The organism is Pseudomonas sp. FG43 (assembly GCF_057809175.1).
Genome location: NZ_JBMDJL010000008.1, coordinates 151,082 through 166,886 on the forward strand (window position 1 = coordinate 151,082; position 15,805 = coordinate 166,886).

16 protein-coding genes are annotated in these 15,805 nt (G+C 55.0%); 11 read left to right on the forward strand and 5 right to left on the reverse strand.

The genetic code is table 11. From position 1 onward, the window contains the following. The first annotated feature begins 57 nt into the window (after positions 1-57). Positions 58-1,182: a metallophosphoesterase gene (locus ACODS3_RS12070; protein WP_201018481.1), complete on the forward strand. Its 1,125-nt coding sequence runs from the start codon at positions 58-60 to the stop codon at positions 1,180-1,182. 194 nt (positions 1,183-1,376) lie between these two features. Then, entirely contained in the window at positions 1,377-1,547 is a 171-nt protein-coding gene (locus ACODS3_RS12075) for a DUF2986 domain-containing protein (protein ID WP_489034418.1), read from the forward strand. Positions 1,548-2,049: 502 nt separating this feature from the next. Here the strand turns inward: ACODS3_RS12075 and ACODS3_RS12080 are convergent. Continuing rightward, on the reverse strand, positions 2,050-2,445 hold the full coding sequence (locus ACODS3_RS12080; RefSeq protein ID WP_201004615.1) for a PA0061/PA0062 family lipoprotein: 396 nt from the start codon (positions 2,443-2,445) through the stop codon (positions 2,050-2,052). Between the two features lie 636 nt (positions 2,446-3,081). On the opposite strand from ACODS3_RS12080, the gene ACODS3_RS12085 reads away from it, so the two are divergent. After that, positions 3,082-4,203 (forward strand): saccharopine dehydrogenase NADP-binding domain-containing protein, encoded by a 1,122-nt coding sequence (locus ACODS3_RS12085; protein WP_201004614.1) that lies wholly within the window; start codon positions 3,082-3,084, stop codon positions 4,201-4,203. 9 nt (positions 4,204-4,212) lie between these two features. Further along, a complete protein-coding gene (locus tag ACODS3_RS12090) occupies positions 4,213-4,704 on the forward strand; it encodes a DUF2269 family protein (protein ID WP_489034421.1) in 492 nt (163 codons plus the stop codon). 120 nt (positions 4,705-4,824) lie between these two features. Here the strand turns inward: ACODS3_RS12090 and ACODS3_RS12095 are convergent, their stop codons facing one another. The 4 genes from ACODS3_RS12095 to ACODS3_RS12110 form a co-directional block, all read right to left on the reverse strand. After that, a complete protein-coding gene (locus ACODS3_RS12095) occupies positions 4,825-5,139 on the reverse strand; it encodes a putative quinol monooxygenase (RefSeq protein ID WP_304574323.1) in 315 nt (104 codons plus the stop codon). A gap of 44 nt (positions 5,140-5,183) precedes the next feature. After that, positions 5,184-6,185, reverse strand: coding sequence for a zinc-dependent alcohol dehydrogenase family protein (locus tag ACODS3_RS12100; protein ID WP_489034423.1), 1,002 nt, complete (start codon positions 6,183-6,185; stop codon positions 5,184-5,186). Positions 6,186-6,268: 83 nt separating this feature from the next. Then, complete coding sequence (locus tag ACODS3_RS12105; protein WP_201004606.1) at positions 6,269-6,922, reverse strand: flavodoxin family protein; 654 nt, start codon at positions 6,920-6,922, stop codon at positions 6,269-6,271. Beyond that, positions 6,922-7,761 carry an SDR family oxidoreductase gene (locus tag ACODS3_RS12110; RefSeq protein ID WP_304574321.1) on the reverse strand — a complete coding sequence of 280 codons (840 nt, stop codon included), beginning with the start codon at positions 7,759-7,761 and terminating at the stop codon, positions 6,922-6,924. Before ACODS3_RS12110 ends, ACODS3_RS12105 begins: the two co-directional genes overlap by 1 nt. Before the next feature lie 317 nt (positions 7,762-8,078). On the opposite strand from ACODS3_RS12110, the gene ACODS3_RS12115 reads away from it, so the two are divergent. From ACODS3_RS12115 to ACODS3_RS12145, 7 genes are all read left to right on the forward strand, one after another. Then, entirely contained in the window at positions 8,079-8,825 is a 747-nt protein-coding gene (locus ACODS3_RS12115; protein WP_489034426.1) for a YkgJ family cysteine cluster protein, read from the forward strand. Positions 8,826-9,005: 180 nt separating this feature from the next. Beyond that, positions 9,006-10,097: an NADH:flavin oxidoreductase/NADH oxidase gene (locus ACODS3_RS12120; RefSeq protein ID WP_489034428.1), complete on the forward strand. Its 1,092-nt coding sequence runs from the start codon at positions 9,006-9,008 to the stop codon at positions 10,095-10,097. A 113-nt stretch (positions 10,098-10,210) separates the two neighbouring features. Beyond that, on the forward strand, positions 10,211-10,732 hold the full coding sequence (locus ACODS3_RS12125) for a DUF2255 family protein (RefSeq protein WP_304574319.1): 522 nt from the start codon (positions 10,211-10,213) through the stop codon (positions 10,730-10,732). Positions 10,733-10,957: 225 nt separating this feature from the next. Then, positions 10,958-11,446, forward strand: coding sequence for a (2Fe-2S)-binding protein (locus tag ACODS3_RS12130; protein ID WP_201004598.1), 489 nt, complete (start codon positions 10,958-10,960; stop codon positions 11,444-11,446). Beyond that, a complete protein-coding gene (locus tag ACODS3_RS12135; protein WP_201004596.1) occupies positions 11,443-12,435 on the forward strand; it encodes an FAD binding domain-containing protein in 993 nt (330 codons plus the stop codon). The genes ACODS3_RS12130 and ACODS3_RS12135 overlap by 4 nt, the downstream gene beginning before the upstream one ends. After that, positions 12,432-14,822: a xanthine dehydrogenase family protein molybdopterin-binding subunit gene (locus ACODS3_RS12140; protein WP_489034431.1), complete on the forward strand. Its 2,391-nt coding sequence runs from the start codon at positions 12,432-12,434 to the stop codon at positions 14,820-14,822. The genes ACODS3_RS12135 and ACODS3_RS12140 overlap by 4 nt, the downstream gene beginning before the upstream one ends. A gap of 3 nt (positions 14,823-14,825) precedes the next feature. Further along, entirely contained in the window at positions 14,826-15,794 is a 969-nt protein-coding gene (locus ACODS3_RS12145) for an XdhC family protein (protein WP_201004592.1), read from the forward strand. The last annotated feature ends 11 nt before the right edge of the window (positions 15,795-15,805 follow it).

Genomic DNA, 15,805 nt, shown 5'->3' on the forward strand with positions numbered 1-15,805 from the left:
GTTTGACAAGTAGCCGCCCAAAGCGGCTGCTTTGTATTTTATTTCAAGGTTGAAGCCGTGTTTCATACGTATCTCACTATTGCTTGCCTCTATGTCCTGGCGCGGTGTGTTTATCCGCTGAAGATTTCAAAGTTCGCACGCTTGTTGATAGCCATCGGTCTGCTGATCATTTCCAAGTATCACTATGGGTCCTTGTTGATCTATGGAGACATGTGGTCGCCAGAGTTACCTTTTGGGGTCGTACTTATCCTGGGCTGGCTGTTCTGCGCCTTTGTGTTGCTCACGGTGTTCACGTTGATCAGCGATGTGGCGGGCCTTGCTCTGATAGTATCCGGGCGTCGGCCAGTATTCACGCGGATAGCCCCCAGGTTGCGGGCCGGCTCGGTCGTGGTGGCATTAGGTCTGGCGGCAGTGGGGGTCCAGCAGGCGACCAGGGTCCCGGAGGTTCGCAGGGTTGAACTGGCCATTGATAACCTGCCCCCGGAGTTCAATGGATTCCGTTTCGTACAGCTCAGCGACCTTCATATCAGTCGGCTGTTTCCTGAGCGCTGGGCCCGCGCAGTGGTCGATCGAACCAACGAACTTTCACCTGACCTTGTGCTGATCTCCGGCGACCTTATCGACGGCTATACGCAGGCAAGACGTAACGATGTAAAACCTTTGGCAGACCTGCAGGCGCGATACGGCGTGATCGGTATCCCCGGCAATCACGAGTATTACTTCGATTACTCTGCGTGGGCACCTGTGTTCAAGGGCATGGGGATAAAAATGCTGGAGAACCAGCATGTGGTACTTCAGCAGGGGAGTGCGGCCCTCACGATTGCAGGTGTCACGGATGATGTCGCCCCGAAATACGGATTTGCAGGCCCGGATCTGGCCCGGGCACTGGCCGGAGCCCCGGCCGGCGCACCAACGATTCTGCTCAGTCACAGGCCCGAAGGGGCAATGAAAAATGCTGAAGCAGGCGTTCAGGTGCAACTGTCCGGTCATACGCATGGGGGCATGATCGTGGGGTTTGATCAAGTCGTTGCCGGTGCCAACGAAGGGTATGTATCCCGCGGCTATGACGTGGGCCGGATGAAGTTGTACGTGAGCAATGGCACAGGATTATGGATGGGGTTCCCTGTTCGGCTGGGTGTCCCTTCCGAGATAACTGAATTTGTACTCAGGCCAGCAGGTTAAGTCTGTGGAAGGCCTGTACTTGTAAGTGATCGGGCAGGACCAGGCTTTGTACGAAAAGTGACTGCGCTCGGTGATGCTGCGTTAAAAACAGGCTCGTGCGCGAGTCCGGGCTCTCTGGGGCGAGCAAGGGGTGACGGTATTGTCCCCATACTCAAGCTGATATCATTCGCTAGTTCACAGATTGAGTGGAAAACATGAACCGTCGTAAGAAAATACAGCAGCTATTGAAGGCTCACGCCAAAAAGGCCAGTGCCAAATTGGCACCGAAAAGCAAGCCGAAATACATCTGTAAAGCTGACCGACTGAAGCTGGCTGCTGAACCCGTTCAAGACGCGAACGTTTCATCTGCTGGCGACTCCCTGTGAAGGCGCGCCCAGGCAGGCAATATTCATAGCGCCAGGGAGATATGGTTGGGCTCGTACTGGCCTGCTGTCGCCAGGATCTCGCTCGAGATTTTCAGCGCACACCATTGAACGCATGCCCGAAGCTTTTCTACAGGCAAATAAAAACCCGCCGAAGCGGGTTTTTCCAAAGACCATTCCAACTCCCTGTCGGCAGCCCTCCGGGCCATGGTCGATCGTCCTTGATCCTGGCGAACTCCTTGTTCACCAGTTGTTGGATCCAATCTTACGAGGCCTGGCGAAGGGTAGAAAGAGCGAATCGTCCTCGGGTTGTGTAAGCCTTTGGCTATGCGTGGCGTGAAATTTCCCTGATCCATTTCGGACGCAGGCTGCCTGCGCGCTGATCCATCTGGCCGTGACGGCTGTATTCCAGACTATGAACAGAGTATCAAGAGGCAAGGCAGGTTCTATTGTTGCGTGTGCAAAATAGAAAGGATAAGCCTTGTAAGTCAAAGGTTTTAATTGATTACAGGCACGCTATCTTTTCTGTTTTAGCCAGCGTTTTTCCATTGTTGTCAATAAGCGCTATTTGTAGATCCGGGCCTGCGTTCTTTTCAACCAACGTATAATGTTGGTCAGCCATGAAGTTGTCATAAGCGAGTGTGGCCAGGCAGCGGCGATGACTCTGTTGGTAGCCGATCTGTACAAGGCCCAGCTCCAGTTCGTGCTTCCCTTCCGATACCTGGAACTGTGTCAGGCTTTGTGGGCGCTGCTGATCCAGACGTCTGGCGGTCATTTCATTGCCAATCCGTGCTTGTAGGTGAACGACGGATTCACCACTTTTAATAGCAGGAGATTTTGTTGAACATGCGGTCAGAATCAATATGGAAAACATGAGTAACGTGGATTTTAACAAGTTCATAGTACGGCTTCTCTGTCTAAAGATAGGGTGGGTGGCTTATATGAAGTTAATGTTTATGGCCGCAGGGAAACGACATGCAGGCCAAAACGATGGCGCATCGGTTTTCTGGCACGGGCAGCCAGATCGATAACTTGATGTTTTCGTATTGTGTTGGAGTCGGCTTATTCTATGCGTGAGCATGTTCTGCCGCATCGCAAGATGCTGCAAGCCTCTATGCACAGGATTGTATAATCCTGCCTCGAGGGATCTCGCTTTGAGGGGGGGGGCTGTGGTGAGCGCTTACCGAAAAACCTGCTTTCACTTTTCTGCAGGCAAATAAAAACCCGCCGAAGCGGGTTTTTCCCAAGACCATTCCAACTCCCTGTCGGCTGCCTTCCCGGCGATGGTCGATCATCCTTGATCCTGGCGAACTCCTTGTTCACCAGTTGTTGGATCCAATATTACGAGCCTTGTTGAAGGGTAAAAAGAGCGAATTGTCCTCGGGTCGTGTAAGCCTTTGGCTATACGTTGGATCTGAAATTTCCCTATGCCCTTCGCCCGCGAAAGGGATCAAGCGACGATCCTCTCAGCTTGAACGCCTGTGGAATATCAGCGAAGCTGCCGCCGCATCAATCAATGGATATCGGGAAGTTGCGCATGACGCTCAGAGTGATGGTGGTCGGTGGCTATGGAAACTTCGGCAGTATCATTTGCCGCCATCTGGCCGCTGTACCCGATATCGAGCTGGTGATTACAGGGCGTGATGCGCAAAAGCTGTCTGGCAAGGTCGAGGCACTTGGGCGGCAGTCTGGCAAGACCGTGCAAAGCTGGTGCGGCAATGCCATGGGCGCTGACCTGAAGCCGGCACTGGTGCAAATGGGCATTCAGTGGGTGATTCACACGGCTGGTCCGTTTCAGGGGCAATCCTATGCCATTGCCGAATCCTGCATCGAGGCGGGCGTCAATTACTGCGATTTGTCTGATTGCCGTCATTTCGTCAACGGCATTGCAGCGCTCGATGCGCGCGCCAGGGCGGCGGGCGTGGCGATCTTCAGTGGTTGCAGCTCGGTGCCTTCGTTGTCTTCGGCCATTATCGATCAACATCGCCATCGCTTTACCCGTATCGACACCATCAACCATGGCATTTCTTCGTCAGCGAAAATGCCGGGCCTGTCGACCATAGAAGGTGTGCTGGCATACGCCGGCAAGCCGATCAGCCAGCTCAAGGAAGGGCAGGTGTATGCGGTGCCGGGTTGGCAGGGGCTGACCTTGCGCAAGATGCCGATGATGGGCACCCGGCTCCTGGCCAATGTCGATGTCCCCGACATGGATATCTTTGCCGGGCGCTATGGCGCCAGGAACCTGAGCTTCAAGGCCGGGTCGGGCTTGAAACTCGGAGGTGTCGCCAACTATTTGCTGGCTCTGGCAGTGAAAGCGGGGTTGATCCGTTCTGTTCCTGTGTGGGCTGCGAGGCTGCATCGCTGGGGGACGTGGTTTGAGCGTTTTGGTGACGGAAAAAGTGCGATGTTCATCGATGTTCACGGTCGTGACCATGACGCCAGGCCGCTCTTGATGACAGTGCAATTGACGGCCTCCAATGACAAGGGGCCGGAAATCCCCAGTTGTGCAGCCGTCGCCCTGATGGAAAAGGTCAATCGCGGTTACAAGCCTGAACCCGGTGCACGAGCCTGCGTGGGAGAGATCACCGTTGACGAGTACCTGGCAGCGATCAACGAGCCGTTGAATATCCACATGTCTGTGCAGTTTTCTGACAAGTAGCGCTGACCGATGACTTATCTTCTCCTGAAATACACCCACGTCATCGCGGCGATTTTCCTGTTTGGTTTCGGCATGGGGTCTTACCTGTACCTGATCGCCGCCAGCCGCACCGCCAACCCGCACGTCATCGCCCATGTCGCCAGAATGGTGGTGCGCTTCGACACCTGGATTACCACCCCGGCGGGTTTTGTGCAGATCATCACCGGTTACCTGCTGACCCGGCTCACCGGCCTGCCACTGACCACGGAATGGGTACTGACCTCGCTGGTGATTTTCCTGTGTGTCGGCTCACTCTGGCTGCCGGTGCTGGTCCTGCAAAAGCAATTGCAGACGATGGCTCTGGCCGCGGTTGATTCGGGTGCAGAATTGGGGGCGGAGTATCGGTCGATTTACCGGAAGTGGTTCTGGATGGGCGTGCTCGGGTTTGCGGGCATGTTCGTTATTGTGATGATCATGGTGACGAAGATGGCGCCATGGCAGTTTGCCGGGTTATTGCTTTGAATATGCCCCGATAACTTACTGCATCCGCTGGATCGTTGAAAGTGGAGGGCCTATGACCTGAGCCGATAAGCCCTCCTTCCCGATTGGTAAACCTGCCAAGGGCATCGATACAAGGAGTGGTTACCGGATCAGCTTCAACGTCTGGAGGTGAGTGGGTTTGGAACACAGCGATTCTGCTGCCGAAACAAATGACAGAAAGTGTGCTGTGGTCGTGTGTTCATCAAGGGCGGCCTGACTAGACCAGGCCTCATAAATGACGAACGTTCCAGAGTGCTCTGTATCGACGTGCAGCACATAATGAATACAGCCCGGCTCTGCCCGGGACGCAGAGACAAGCACACTCAGCATTTCAGCCAATCGGGATTCTTCACCGGCAATCGCCTTCAGGGTCGCGATGATATGAACCTGTGTGTTTTCTAATTCAGTGGTGCTCATGGCTAATCCTTGGCAATTCATTTGAGTGACACAGAAGGTATCGTTTATACGCTCTGTCGCTCGATGACAATCTTTCCGATGGCATGACCTGACTCAAGACGCGCATGCGCAGCGCTGACTCCTGATGCCGTAAATTCATGACGGCTGTCGATCAAGGGTTGAATCAGGCCTCGATCAACCAGTGCAGCCAGACGCTCCAGGATGTCGCCATGATGTTTTCTGTCTTCGTCATGAATGATGGAGATGGCCATGAATACAAAGTCGAGTCGCAGAGCCTTGAAATGCATGTCGGTAAGGTCGTAAGTGTCGTAACCAATGATCGATACGACATGCCCTTTGCGTTTTGCTGCTTTCAGCGAGTTTTGTAAGACTTCGCCTCCCAGGGTGTCGAAGACCGTATCAAAACCTTTGCCCTGGGTAATTCGCTGACTGTATTCCTGCGGCTGCTCGCTGCGATAGAAAATCACTTCATCGGCACCCAGGCGGCGGGCTGTTTCCGCTTTTTCAGGCGTCGAAACCGTTGTTGATACCCGCGCCCCCATGACCTTCGCCAACTGAACGGCGATATGACCGACCCCGCCGGTACCTCCGTGGACCAGAACGTTATCGTTGGGTTTGATCGAGGCTCTGTCGATTAGCGCTTCCCATGCGGTAATGGCCACCAGTGGCAAGCTCGCGGCCTCTCCAAAGGACAACGATTCAGGTTTGAGAGCGAGCATGTTTGCGTCTGCCTCCATCTGATCGGCCAAGGCACCTGGAATGCCGACGATACCGCCGAAGCACCCGTAGACTTCATCGCCAGGTTTGAAGCGGGTCACCCCGTCACCGACTGAACTGATCACTCCGGAAACATCGATGTGGAGAGTGGCAGGGAACGTGAGGCCATCCGTGCCCTCGCTGCCTCGGCGAATTTTCGTATCCACTGGATTCACGCTGGTCGCGCGAATATCAATGATGACGTGACCGGGACGGGCGACGGGGTCAGTGGTGTCTATTTCAATAAAGACATGGCAGTCGCCATGCTGATTGATCGCGATAGCTTTCAAAAGTAAACCTCATAGAATTCGAGAACCCGATGCTTGGGCATTTCGTTACGATTCAGCGCCTGCCGTGGTTATAGCGTGAGATATCAATACTTTTTCTCCAGGAGGTTCTGAACAGAATCAAGCAGTTCGGCTCGGCTCATTTGCCAGAAAAACCGACCACGCCTGATGAACTCCTGATAAAGGAGGTGACCGCCACGCGATTCAATCAGTTGTGAAAACTTATCGATTTCTTCCGACTTGAATCGGCTGTTGCCGGTCATGATCAACACCACTTCCTTTCCAGAAAGATCTCTATCCCTGACAAAAGTCCACAGCGGTGGTGCAGGACGGAACATCCAGGTAGGCGACACCAGATAAATGCGTTTTGCAGACTGAATATCAACCGCTTCAACTTCGATTTCAGGAAAAGCCTCAGCCTCGGCGTCTGCTATCGCTTTGCGTTGTCCCTGAAAGCTCAATGGGTAATTCGCGTTGATCCTGGCGATTGGCGTATTGAGCCGCGTTGCCACTTCGTGCGCGACGGCTTCCGAATGCCCGGAACGGGAGTAGTACACAACAACATACTCATGGGGTACGTCGGCAGTGGCCTTGAATCCAGGGCTTCCCACATAGGTTTGATCCTTCACCGCCATAGCGGTGAAAGCACTCAGGCTCACGACAACTGCGACTAATGCCAGAGCAATCACGTAGCGATGACTGAGGCTTTTTTTCGCAGGATCACCTGGTTTCCCGGCCACTAATCGTCATGCGCCAGAGAGGATGACAGCGTACGATGTGCATTGGCCTGTTCGAGCATGAGTCTGGCTTTGGCCTCAAAAGCTTCCAATGCATCTGTACCGCCCACGAAACGAGAAGGTGGGGTTGCACTGCCGGCAAGGGTGACAATAGCCAGCGCGAGTTTTGCTGGATCTCCCACTTGCTTACCGCTCATGCCACTCAACACAGTGACCGTTTCACGTGTTTTTTCCGCATAGTCCTCAATAGTGGGCTCGACAAATGTCGTCGAGTCTCTGGTCAGTAGTTCTGTCCGGAAAAAACCAGGCTCCACGAGCATTGTCTTGATTCCAAACTGATCAACCTCCGATGCCAGAGATTCCATCCATCCCTCCACGGCGAACTTACCGGCGGCATAGGCACTGCAGAACGTCCCCCCGACAATTCCTGCGGTTGAAGAAATAGTCACGACGGTGCCAGAGCGTTGTTTACGCAGTACAGGGAGGACCGCGCGAGTAACGTTCATCGGTCCGAACAACAATGTTTCGATCTGACTGCGAACGTGCTCTTGGGTAAGCTCCTCGAAAAATCCAGCGTAAAAGTTACCCGCGTTATTGATGAGTACATCGATCTTGCCGAACTTTTCAATGGCCAGCGCGACGGCTGCTTGTGCATCTTCAGGTTGGGTGATATCCAGTTTCACCGTGAGCAAATCCGGGTGGCTTCCCACTGCAGTTTCTACCTTTTCAGCGTCACGCCCGGTAGCAACCACCGCGTATCCTGCCGCCAATGCAAACTTGGCCAGGTGAACGCCCAGGCCTCTGCTGGCACCGGTGATGAGCCATACACTTTTCTGCGTCATTTGATTTTCCTCGCCTTCAGGGTAAGGGATCGTCAGGCTTCAGGTCTGAGACATCCCCTCGTTTCATACTTATTCTCTCGCCAAGGCAGCGTTGAAGGGTTGCAGACTTCGTTTGAAATATTGCCTAAAACGACGAATAGCAGAGTGACGCAGGAAAACTTCGCGTATTGCATACGTTGTAACTAATTGTAAGTAATTGGAACGAGCAAGTATTGCCGCGAAATGGGCAACAGTGTGATCAGGCAGTTCATACATACTCCGCCAAACGTCAATCAAGGTGTTTGGACGCTTTATCGCGTCGTCGGGCGAGTAAATGTATGGGGAATAATGAAGTACGCTTTGCCTGCAATACATGTGGCGTGTGTTGCAAGGGCCGTCTGGTTCCTCTCACGCTGGGTGAGGCCAGGCGCTGGCTGGAAAGAGGGCATGAGGTCGCGGTGCTACTGGAGGCTTTTGACGAGTTTCACTGGCCTGGTGAGTCCGACAGATTCAACCATAATGCGGGTCGTTCAGTTCCGGTTGAAAGCGGTAGTCATCAGATTAATGTGACCCCGATTCTTGCAGGTAATGCACTCACTCAATGCCCTAATCTGGATGACCAGAATCGTTGCGGTATTTATGAAGAGCGCCCGTTGGTTTGCCGAATTTATCCGTTGGAAATATCACCCTTTATTGCCTTGGATCCCGCCAAGAAGATTTGCCCCCCCGAGGTATGGGAAACCGGAGAAGTCATTTTTTCTGATCGCGTTACTGATCCTGTGGTGCTCGATCAGATCAATGAGTCCAGGCGCTCTGACAGGAATGATGTCGGGGCAAAAGTGGCTATTTGCGAATCGATGGGAATGACCGTTGCTGCCTGGAAGGAAGACGCGCTGGCGGTTTATCTGCCTCTCGGGGATGAGTTGAAGACTGCTATTGAGCGATTTGACCTGGGGCAGAGCAAGCCGGGCGAAGTGCATTGGCGGGTGCATATTGAGAACGAGAATTTGCGAGAAACACTTATCAAGCGTGGGGCTCACGTCGATAGTGGAGATTCGCCCGACTATATTTTTTATAAGTTGTAGCGCGGGAATAGATGCTCGAGGTGTGCATTTAAAACCCGGCTGATATACGCCAAGAGGCAGAGGAGTATTGCCCATCTGAAAGCGCATCATTTTGTGCAGTCTTTCGCTTCTATCAGGCAAATAATGAATACACCTTCATGGCCATAATTTGCTCATTCTGATCAATAAGCGGATTAACTCATGAGCTCGTTATTTTCACCTTATACATTGAAGGACGTCACACTACGCAACCGCATCGTGGCATCACCCATGTGTCAGTACCAGGCCGTAGAAGGGGCGTTGAATGGCTGGCACAGGACCCACTACGAGGCATTGGCAAAAGGCGGAGCCGGTCTGGTCGTGGTTGAAGCGACTTCAGTCAATCCTGAGGGCCGTATCACACCGTGCGATGCGGGGATCTGGAGTGACGATCACGTTACCGGTTTTGCGGAAGTTGCCTTGTTAATCAAGAACGCCGGAGCAGTGCCCGGTATTCAACTGGGTCACGCAGGGCGCAAGGCTGGATGTACGCCACCCTGGGTAGGAGGGCATCCACTTGAAGCGTCAGACCCGCAGCACTGGCAGCCTGTGTCATCGAGTGCTCTTCCTTACGTCCCTGACTCCTCTTACCTCCCTGACGAGCTGACGGTCGAAGGAATTCAAAGCATACAAGAAGATTTTGCGTCCGCCGCTGCGCGTGCTCACCGTGCCGGTTTCGAGTGGCTGGAATTGCACTTTGCACACGGTTTTCTCGGCCAAAGCTTCCTGTCTCCCAAGACAAATGTTCGCACTGACGAATACGGCGGATCGTTGCCCGATCGAGCGCGTTTCCTGCTCGAAATTGTCGCGGCGGTCAAGCAGGCCTGGCCATCAAATCTTCCGCTGACGGTCCGTTTCGGAACGGTCGACTTTGGGGAAGACCTCGAAGCATCAATGGCAGAGTCGATTCAGGTTCTCCAATGGTTGCAGGAAGGCGGCGTGGATTTTGTGGACTGCTCGCTTTCCCTGGCTGTGCCTGGCGAGCCAGTGCCATGGGGTCCCAACTTCATGGTGCCGTTTGCCGAGCGTGTGCGTGCCGAGACGGACCTGCCCGTCGGTACGAGCTGGATGATTACCGACGCCCATGAGGCGGATGGATTCATTCGTTCCGGCTCCCTGGATCTTGTGTTCTTTGCACGGACGCTGTTGGCAAATCCTCACTGGCCATTCCAGGCAGCACGTGCGTTGGGTATTCCTGATCCGGCTTCAGTGTTGCCGACACCCTACGCTTACTGGCTGCAGAACTGGGGCTGAATGATTCTGCCGAGCGCTCCTGCCTGAATGAATGGGCAGGACGCTCTCGATAAATGAGTCATTTGTCTTGTGCCTGATTTATAGGCTGTATCTCAAACCCGGAGAATCATTAGATGAGCAAGTCTGTTTCATACATCAAAGAAGCCAGCGCCTCATTACTCATTGCGGGTGCGCTTGTATTTTCCAGTCTGAGCGCTGCCGATGGTGCTGAAGCCATATCTGGTCCGGCAGCACCGGACAACGCTACGACGTCCTACTTGAGCGCCTGGTCTGGCGACGAACTCAATCGCATCATCAAGGCAGATGACCTCAAGATTTCTCCATTTCGCGAGGATGGCGTGACTTACGGAACGCCCACCTGGATATGGTGCGTGGAAGTGGATGGCAACCTCTATGTGCGTGCGTACCACGGCAAGGCATCTTCCTGGTACAAGGCTGCCATTCGTGAAAAGGCCGGGCGCATCATCGCGGCTGGAATGACCCGCGATGTAAGTTTTGAAGGCGTTGACGGTGCTATCAATGAGCGAATTGATCAGGCCTATCGCGCCAAATACAGCAGCAGCCCTTATCTCGCTGACATGATCAGCGATCAAGCGAAAGGCGCAACGGTAAAAATCTCTCCCAAGGCATCCTGATGTCTTCTAAGGCGCTACTTCTAAATGCTGAACCCATCATTTCGGGCAGTCATTTTTCTTGAAATGTATTGTTACGAGCAGCCTGGGTCTCTAGCAATTAATTGGATTGGGCAATAAACACATTTTTTCCGGCAAATCTGCCTGGGGCTGGCCAACCATACTTGATCGCAGAATGGCGCCTGATGAGTGGGTGTAGCGCTTTCGGACATTATTGGAGAGGCCATCATGGCAGACCGCAACAGACTTCAGCTCACCATCAACGGAGCACCTCAAGCCTTTGAGCTTGACCCTCGCACGACGTTGCTGGATGCGCTTCGCGAGCATGCATTCCTTCCTGGTACCAAGAAGGGTTGCGACCAGGGTCAGTGTGGTGCTTGTACGGTTCATGTCGAGGGTGAGCGGGTTTTGAGTTGTCTGACGCTTGCGGCTCAGGTCGCGGGTCGTGATGTGACGACCATTGAAGGCTTGGTCAAGGCGGACGGCACGCTGCATGCCGTGCAGGCTGCTTTCGTTGAGTTTGATGCGTTTCAGTGTGGCTACTGCACGCCGGGACAGATCATGTCCGCAGTGGCCTGCATCCGCGAGGGGCATACAGGGTCGGATGACGAGATCCGCGAATACATGAGCGGCAACATTTGCCGGTGCGGAGCCTACCCACATATCGTCACTGCAGTACGCACTGCGGCTGCCCGCTTGCAGGGGGAAAAGGCATGAGAGCGTTTGACTATATTCGTGCCAGTGATGTCGCCAATGCGAGGCAAGAAGTCGTCTTGCCGGAAACCCGTTTTCTGGCCGGAGGGACAACACTACTCGATCTGATGAAGTGCGGCGTGGAGCGTCCTGCCCGGCTGGTTGATATCGGTCATCTGGACGGCCTGAATGGCATTAGTGTCGGCGCCCGGCAGATCAGTATCGGGGCTTTGGCGAAGATGAGTCATGTTGCCGCCAATCCTCACATTCAGGCTCAGGCACCTGTACTCAGCGAGGCTCTCTGGCGCGCTGCTTCCCCTCAGCTGCGGAATATGGCCACGATTGGCGGCAATCTGATGCAGCGCACGCGATGCACTTATTTTCGTGACCCCAGTGCTTATCCTGAATGCAATAAACGTAATCCAGGTTCTGGATGCGCGGCGCTGAACGGGTTCAATCGCAACCATGCCGTGCTGGGAACAAGTGATGGATGTATTGCCATCTATCCTGGCGACTTTGCAGTGGCGTTGGTTGCATTTGATGCCAAGGTTTTGATTCGGGGTGCAAGTGACCGTCAGGTGCTTGCCGAAGACTTCTACCGGTTACCTGGCGCACGCCCGGACATTGAGCACGACCTTTCAGGCGGCGAGATGATTATCGGCATTGAGGTGCCTGTGGTCGCCGCCCTCAAACGCTCCCATTACCTGAAAGTGCGTGATCGCGCCTCCTATGAGTTCGCTGCTGCAAGCGCTGCTGTCGGGGTCGAGTTCGAGGACGATGGCAAAACCATCAAGGATGTCCGCATTGCTATGGGCGGGGTCGGTACCAAGCCTTGGCGTTCACGTGCTGTAGAGCAGGCTTTGGTGGGTAAATCATTCACCGAAAAAGTGATTCGTGAGGCCGTCCGACACTCCGTCAACGGCGCTCAGGCCCGTGAGCACAATGGCTTCAAGATAGTTCTGGCACCTCGCGTCGTTGCGCGAGCACTGATGACCGTTGGAGGTCTGGTATGAGCGATCTCTTCAACCCCAGGGTTTATCGCCGGACACTGCTCAAGACCGCTGCTGCGGGCTCAGCTGTCGCGTATACCGGCCTTGCGCTCAACCCTCTGACGGGTGAGGCAGCGCCGCTGATGGAGAAGGAGCGAAATGGTTCGCTGGGTGAGCGTGCATCTCGGCAAGACGGCGGCCTCAAGGTAAGAGGGGAGGCCCGTTATGCCATTGAACAGGCCATCGAAGGAATGCTTTACGGCGTTGCAGTGCAATCGACCATTCCCGCAGGCCGCATCACTGCAATTGATGTCAGCAGGGCTGAAAATGCGCCGGGGGTGATTGCCATTTATACGCATCTAAACCCGCTCGCCATTCAGCCAGCCACCCCATTCATCAAAGGTGGCTCTGCCACTGAAAACTTCACGCCCCTGCAGGATGATCTGGTGCGCTGGAATGGCCAGCATATTGCTCTGGTGGTGGCGCACACGTTCGAGCAAGCGACTGAAGCTGCGAATCTGGTCAAGGTCACTTACGAGCAAACGACAGCCATCATCGACCCGGATGATGCGCGTGCGAAACCCCAGCCTATCGATGACCTGCAAGCCAAGTGGGGAGACGCGCCTGCTGCCCTCACAGCAGCGGCGGTCAAGGTGGAAGGTGTCTACACCACGCCACGCGAGTACAACGTTCCGATGGAGCCCCATGCCTGCATTGCTCACTGGGACGCCGATAAACTCACGGTTTATGAGTCGAGCCAGTGGGTAGGCGGCGCGCGTAATGTCATTGCCCAGTGGATGGGGCTTGAGATGGCCAAGGTGCGAGTCGTTTCACCTTTTGTGGGGGGCGGGTTCGGTTGCAAGGTTGCGCCCCATCCTCATGTCGCCATGACCTGTGCCGCGTCAAAGGTATTAGGTCGCCCCCTGAAAGTTTCGTTGACGCGCCCTCAAACGTTTACAAGCTTTGGTGGCCGACCCCGGACGAGTCAAAAGCTGGCGTTGGGAGCCACCCCGCAAGGCACGCTGGTTTCGGTCGTGCATGAAGGCTGGAATGAAACAGCCATTGATGACACGCACCTGGAGCCCAGCACATCGGTGACCGCACTGATGTATGCCACTCCCAATATGCTCGCCCGGCACAGCATCATCCCTGTAAACACTGTCAATCCTGGCTGGATGCGTGCACCTGGCGAAAACATCAGCACCTATGCGCTTGAAACTGCCATGGATGAGCTGGCCGTTGAACTGGGTCTTGATCCGATCGAACTGAGGCTGCGTAACTGGGCGTCCAAGGATCCCAGAGCCAATGTTCCCTGGACGACACGGCGTCTTAGAGAAGGATACGCAGCCGGTGCAAACGCATTCGGTTGGGCCAACCGTAACCCGAAGCCACGCTCGATGCGTGAAGGTCGCGAGCTGATTGGCTGGGGCATGGCCGCAGGAACCTACCCTGTGTGGCGAACGCCTGGGGAAGCGAAGATCATCATCCATCGCGATGGCCGGATAGAGGTCCTGAGCGGCGGTACCGATCTGGGGACGGGCACCTACACGATTCTGGCGCAAACAGCCGCCGAAGTACTCGATGTACCGACCAGCGCGGTCAAGGTCAGCCTCGGCGATACTGATTTGCCACGGGCTTCGGTCGCGGGTGGTTCGCAGCTTGCCAATAACCTGACAGGCGCTGTTTACAAAGCGGCGAAAGTCGCTCGTAACGAGATGCTGCGAGTCGCTACAACTGACCCGAAATCGCCTCTGCACGGGATGGATATCTCAAACCTGGTATTCAAGAACGGGCGCATCAAACCTTCACAGAGACCAGGCGACGGTATCGCGTTGGGTGACCTGCTGAAAGCGATTGGCAAAGAGCGATTCGAGATATCAACCGACACCTTCAAGGCAGGTGCCACCGAGGCCGATCGTGATGCTGCCGCCCACGGTTTCAGCCAAATGCTGCCTGCGACTCATGGCGGGGTGTCCGCTCACAGCTGGGGTGTCCATTTCGTCGAGGTTCGAGTGGACGAAGACTTCGGTACGGTCAAGGTCAAGCGCATGGTGGCAGCGTTCGACAGTGGCAGGGTGTACAACCCTAAGCTGGCGGAGAGTCAGTGGATGGGCGGGATGATCATGGGAATCGGGCAGGCCCTTTTTGAAGAGGGCCACATTGATCGCCGAGACGGCCGCATTGTCAACGCAAGCCTTGCTGACTACGTTGTTCCCGTGAATGCCGACATGCCTGAAATCATCACTATCGATGTCGGCATACCTGATCTGCAGGCAAGTGCCCTGGGCGGCAAGGCCGTGGGTGAGCTTGGGATCGTGGGAGTAGCTGCTGCCATTGGCAACGCGGTGTATCACGCAACCGGAAAGCGCATTCGTGATCTCCCTTTTACCCTTGATAAGCTGCTCGCCTGATCCATGAACAGTCTAGATCTTCAGGTTGTTCAACAGGCATCGACTTGGCTGGAGCAAGGCCAGGGTGTGTGGCTGTGTACTGTCCTCTCAACGTTTGGGTCTGCGCCTCGTGGGCCGGGCGCCATGCTTGTGGCGCTGGCGCAAGGAGGGTCCTGCGGTTCACTGTCAGGCGGGTGTGTGGAGGAAGACTTTCTGGAGCGACTGGGTCGCCACGAGTTCGAGCCTCACAGCCAGATCATTCGATACGGGGAGGGCGGGTTTACTCCAAACCTGCAGTTGCCGTGTGGCGGCGTGCTTGATGTTCTCGTTGAGTATTTCGAGGCTGACTGCTCCAGGCGTGAGTATTTCGCGAGGCTTGAACAGGCTCTGCATGGACGTCAGTTAATCGTGCGTCGTGTCATTCTGGGGACGCGCGATGCCTACATGGAAAACGCTGACATGGAGTGCGCGCCGGTCACCGTTGAGCCTGGGCAAGTGCGGTTGAGGGTCGGGGCCGTTCGACGGCTTTTGATCGCAGGTTTGTCACCCGTGGCTGAGTTTTGTGCCAGTTTCGCGGTTGCGTTGGGCTACGAGGTCATCGTGTGTGATCCGCGTGCCGAAGTGATATCGACTTTCCGGATGCCAGGTGTCGCACTGTTTGAAATGCTGCCAGCGACCTACATCGCTCAAGGCGGCTGTCACGCATCAACGGCTGTCGTCGCGTTGACCCACGATCCTCGTCTGGATGACCTGACGCTGATGGAGGCAGTAAGGACGCCTGCATTTTACATCGGGGCAATGGGTTCGCGGCGAACCAGCGAAAAACGTCTTGAGCGCGTGAGGCGCATTGGAGGGCTGGACGATGAGGGTATCAACCGCATCCATGCACCCATCGGGTTGAATCTGGGCAGCAAGACACCTGCCGAGATCGCGCTGGCGGTCATGTCCGATATCGTTCGGGTGAGTAATGGGATCAGCAAAAACGTACTCTAGTGGCGCATCGG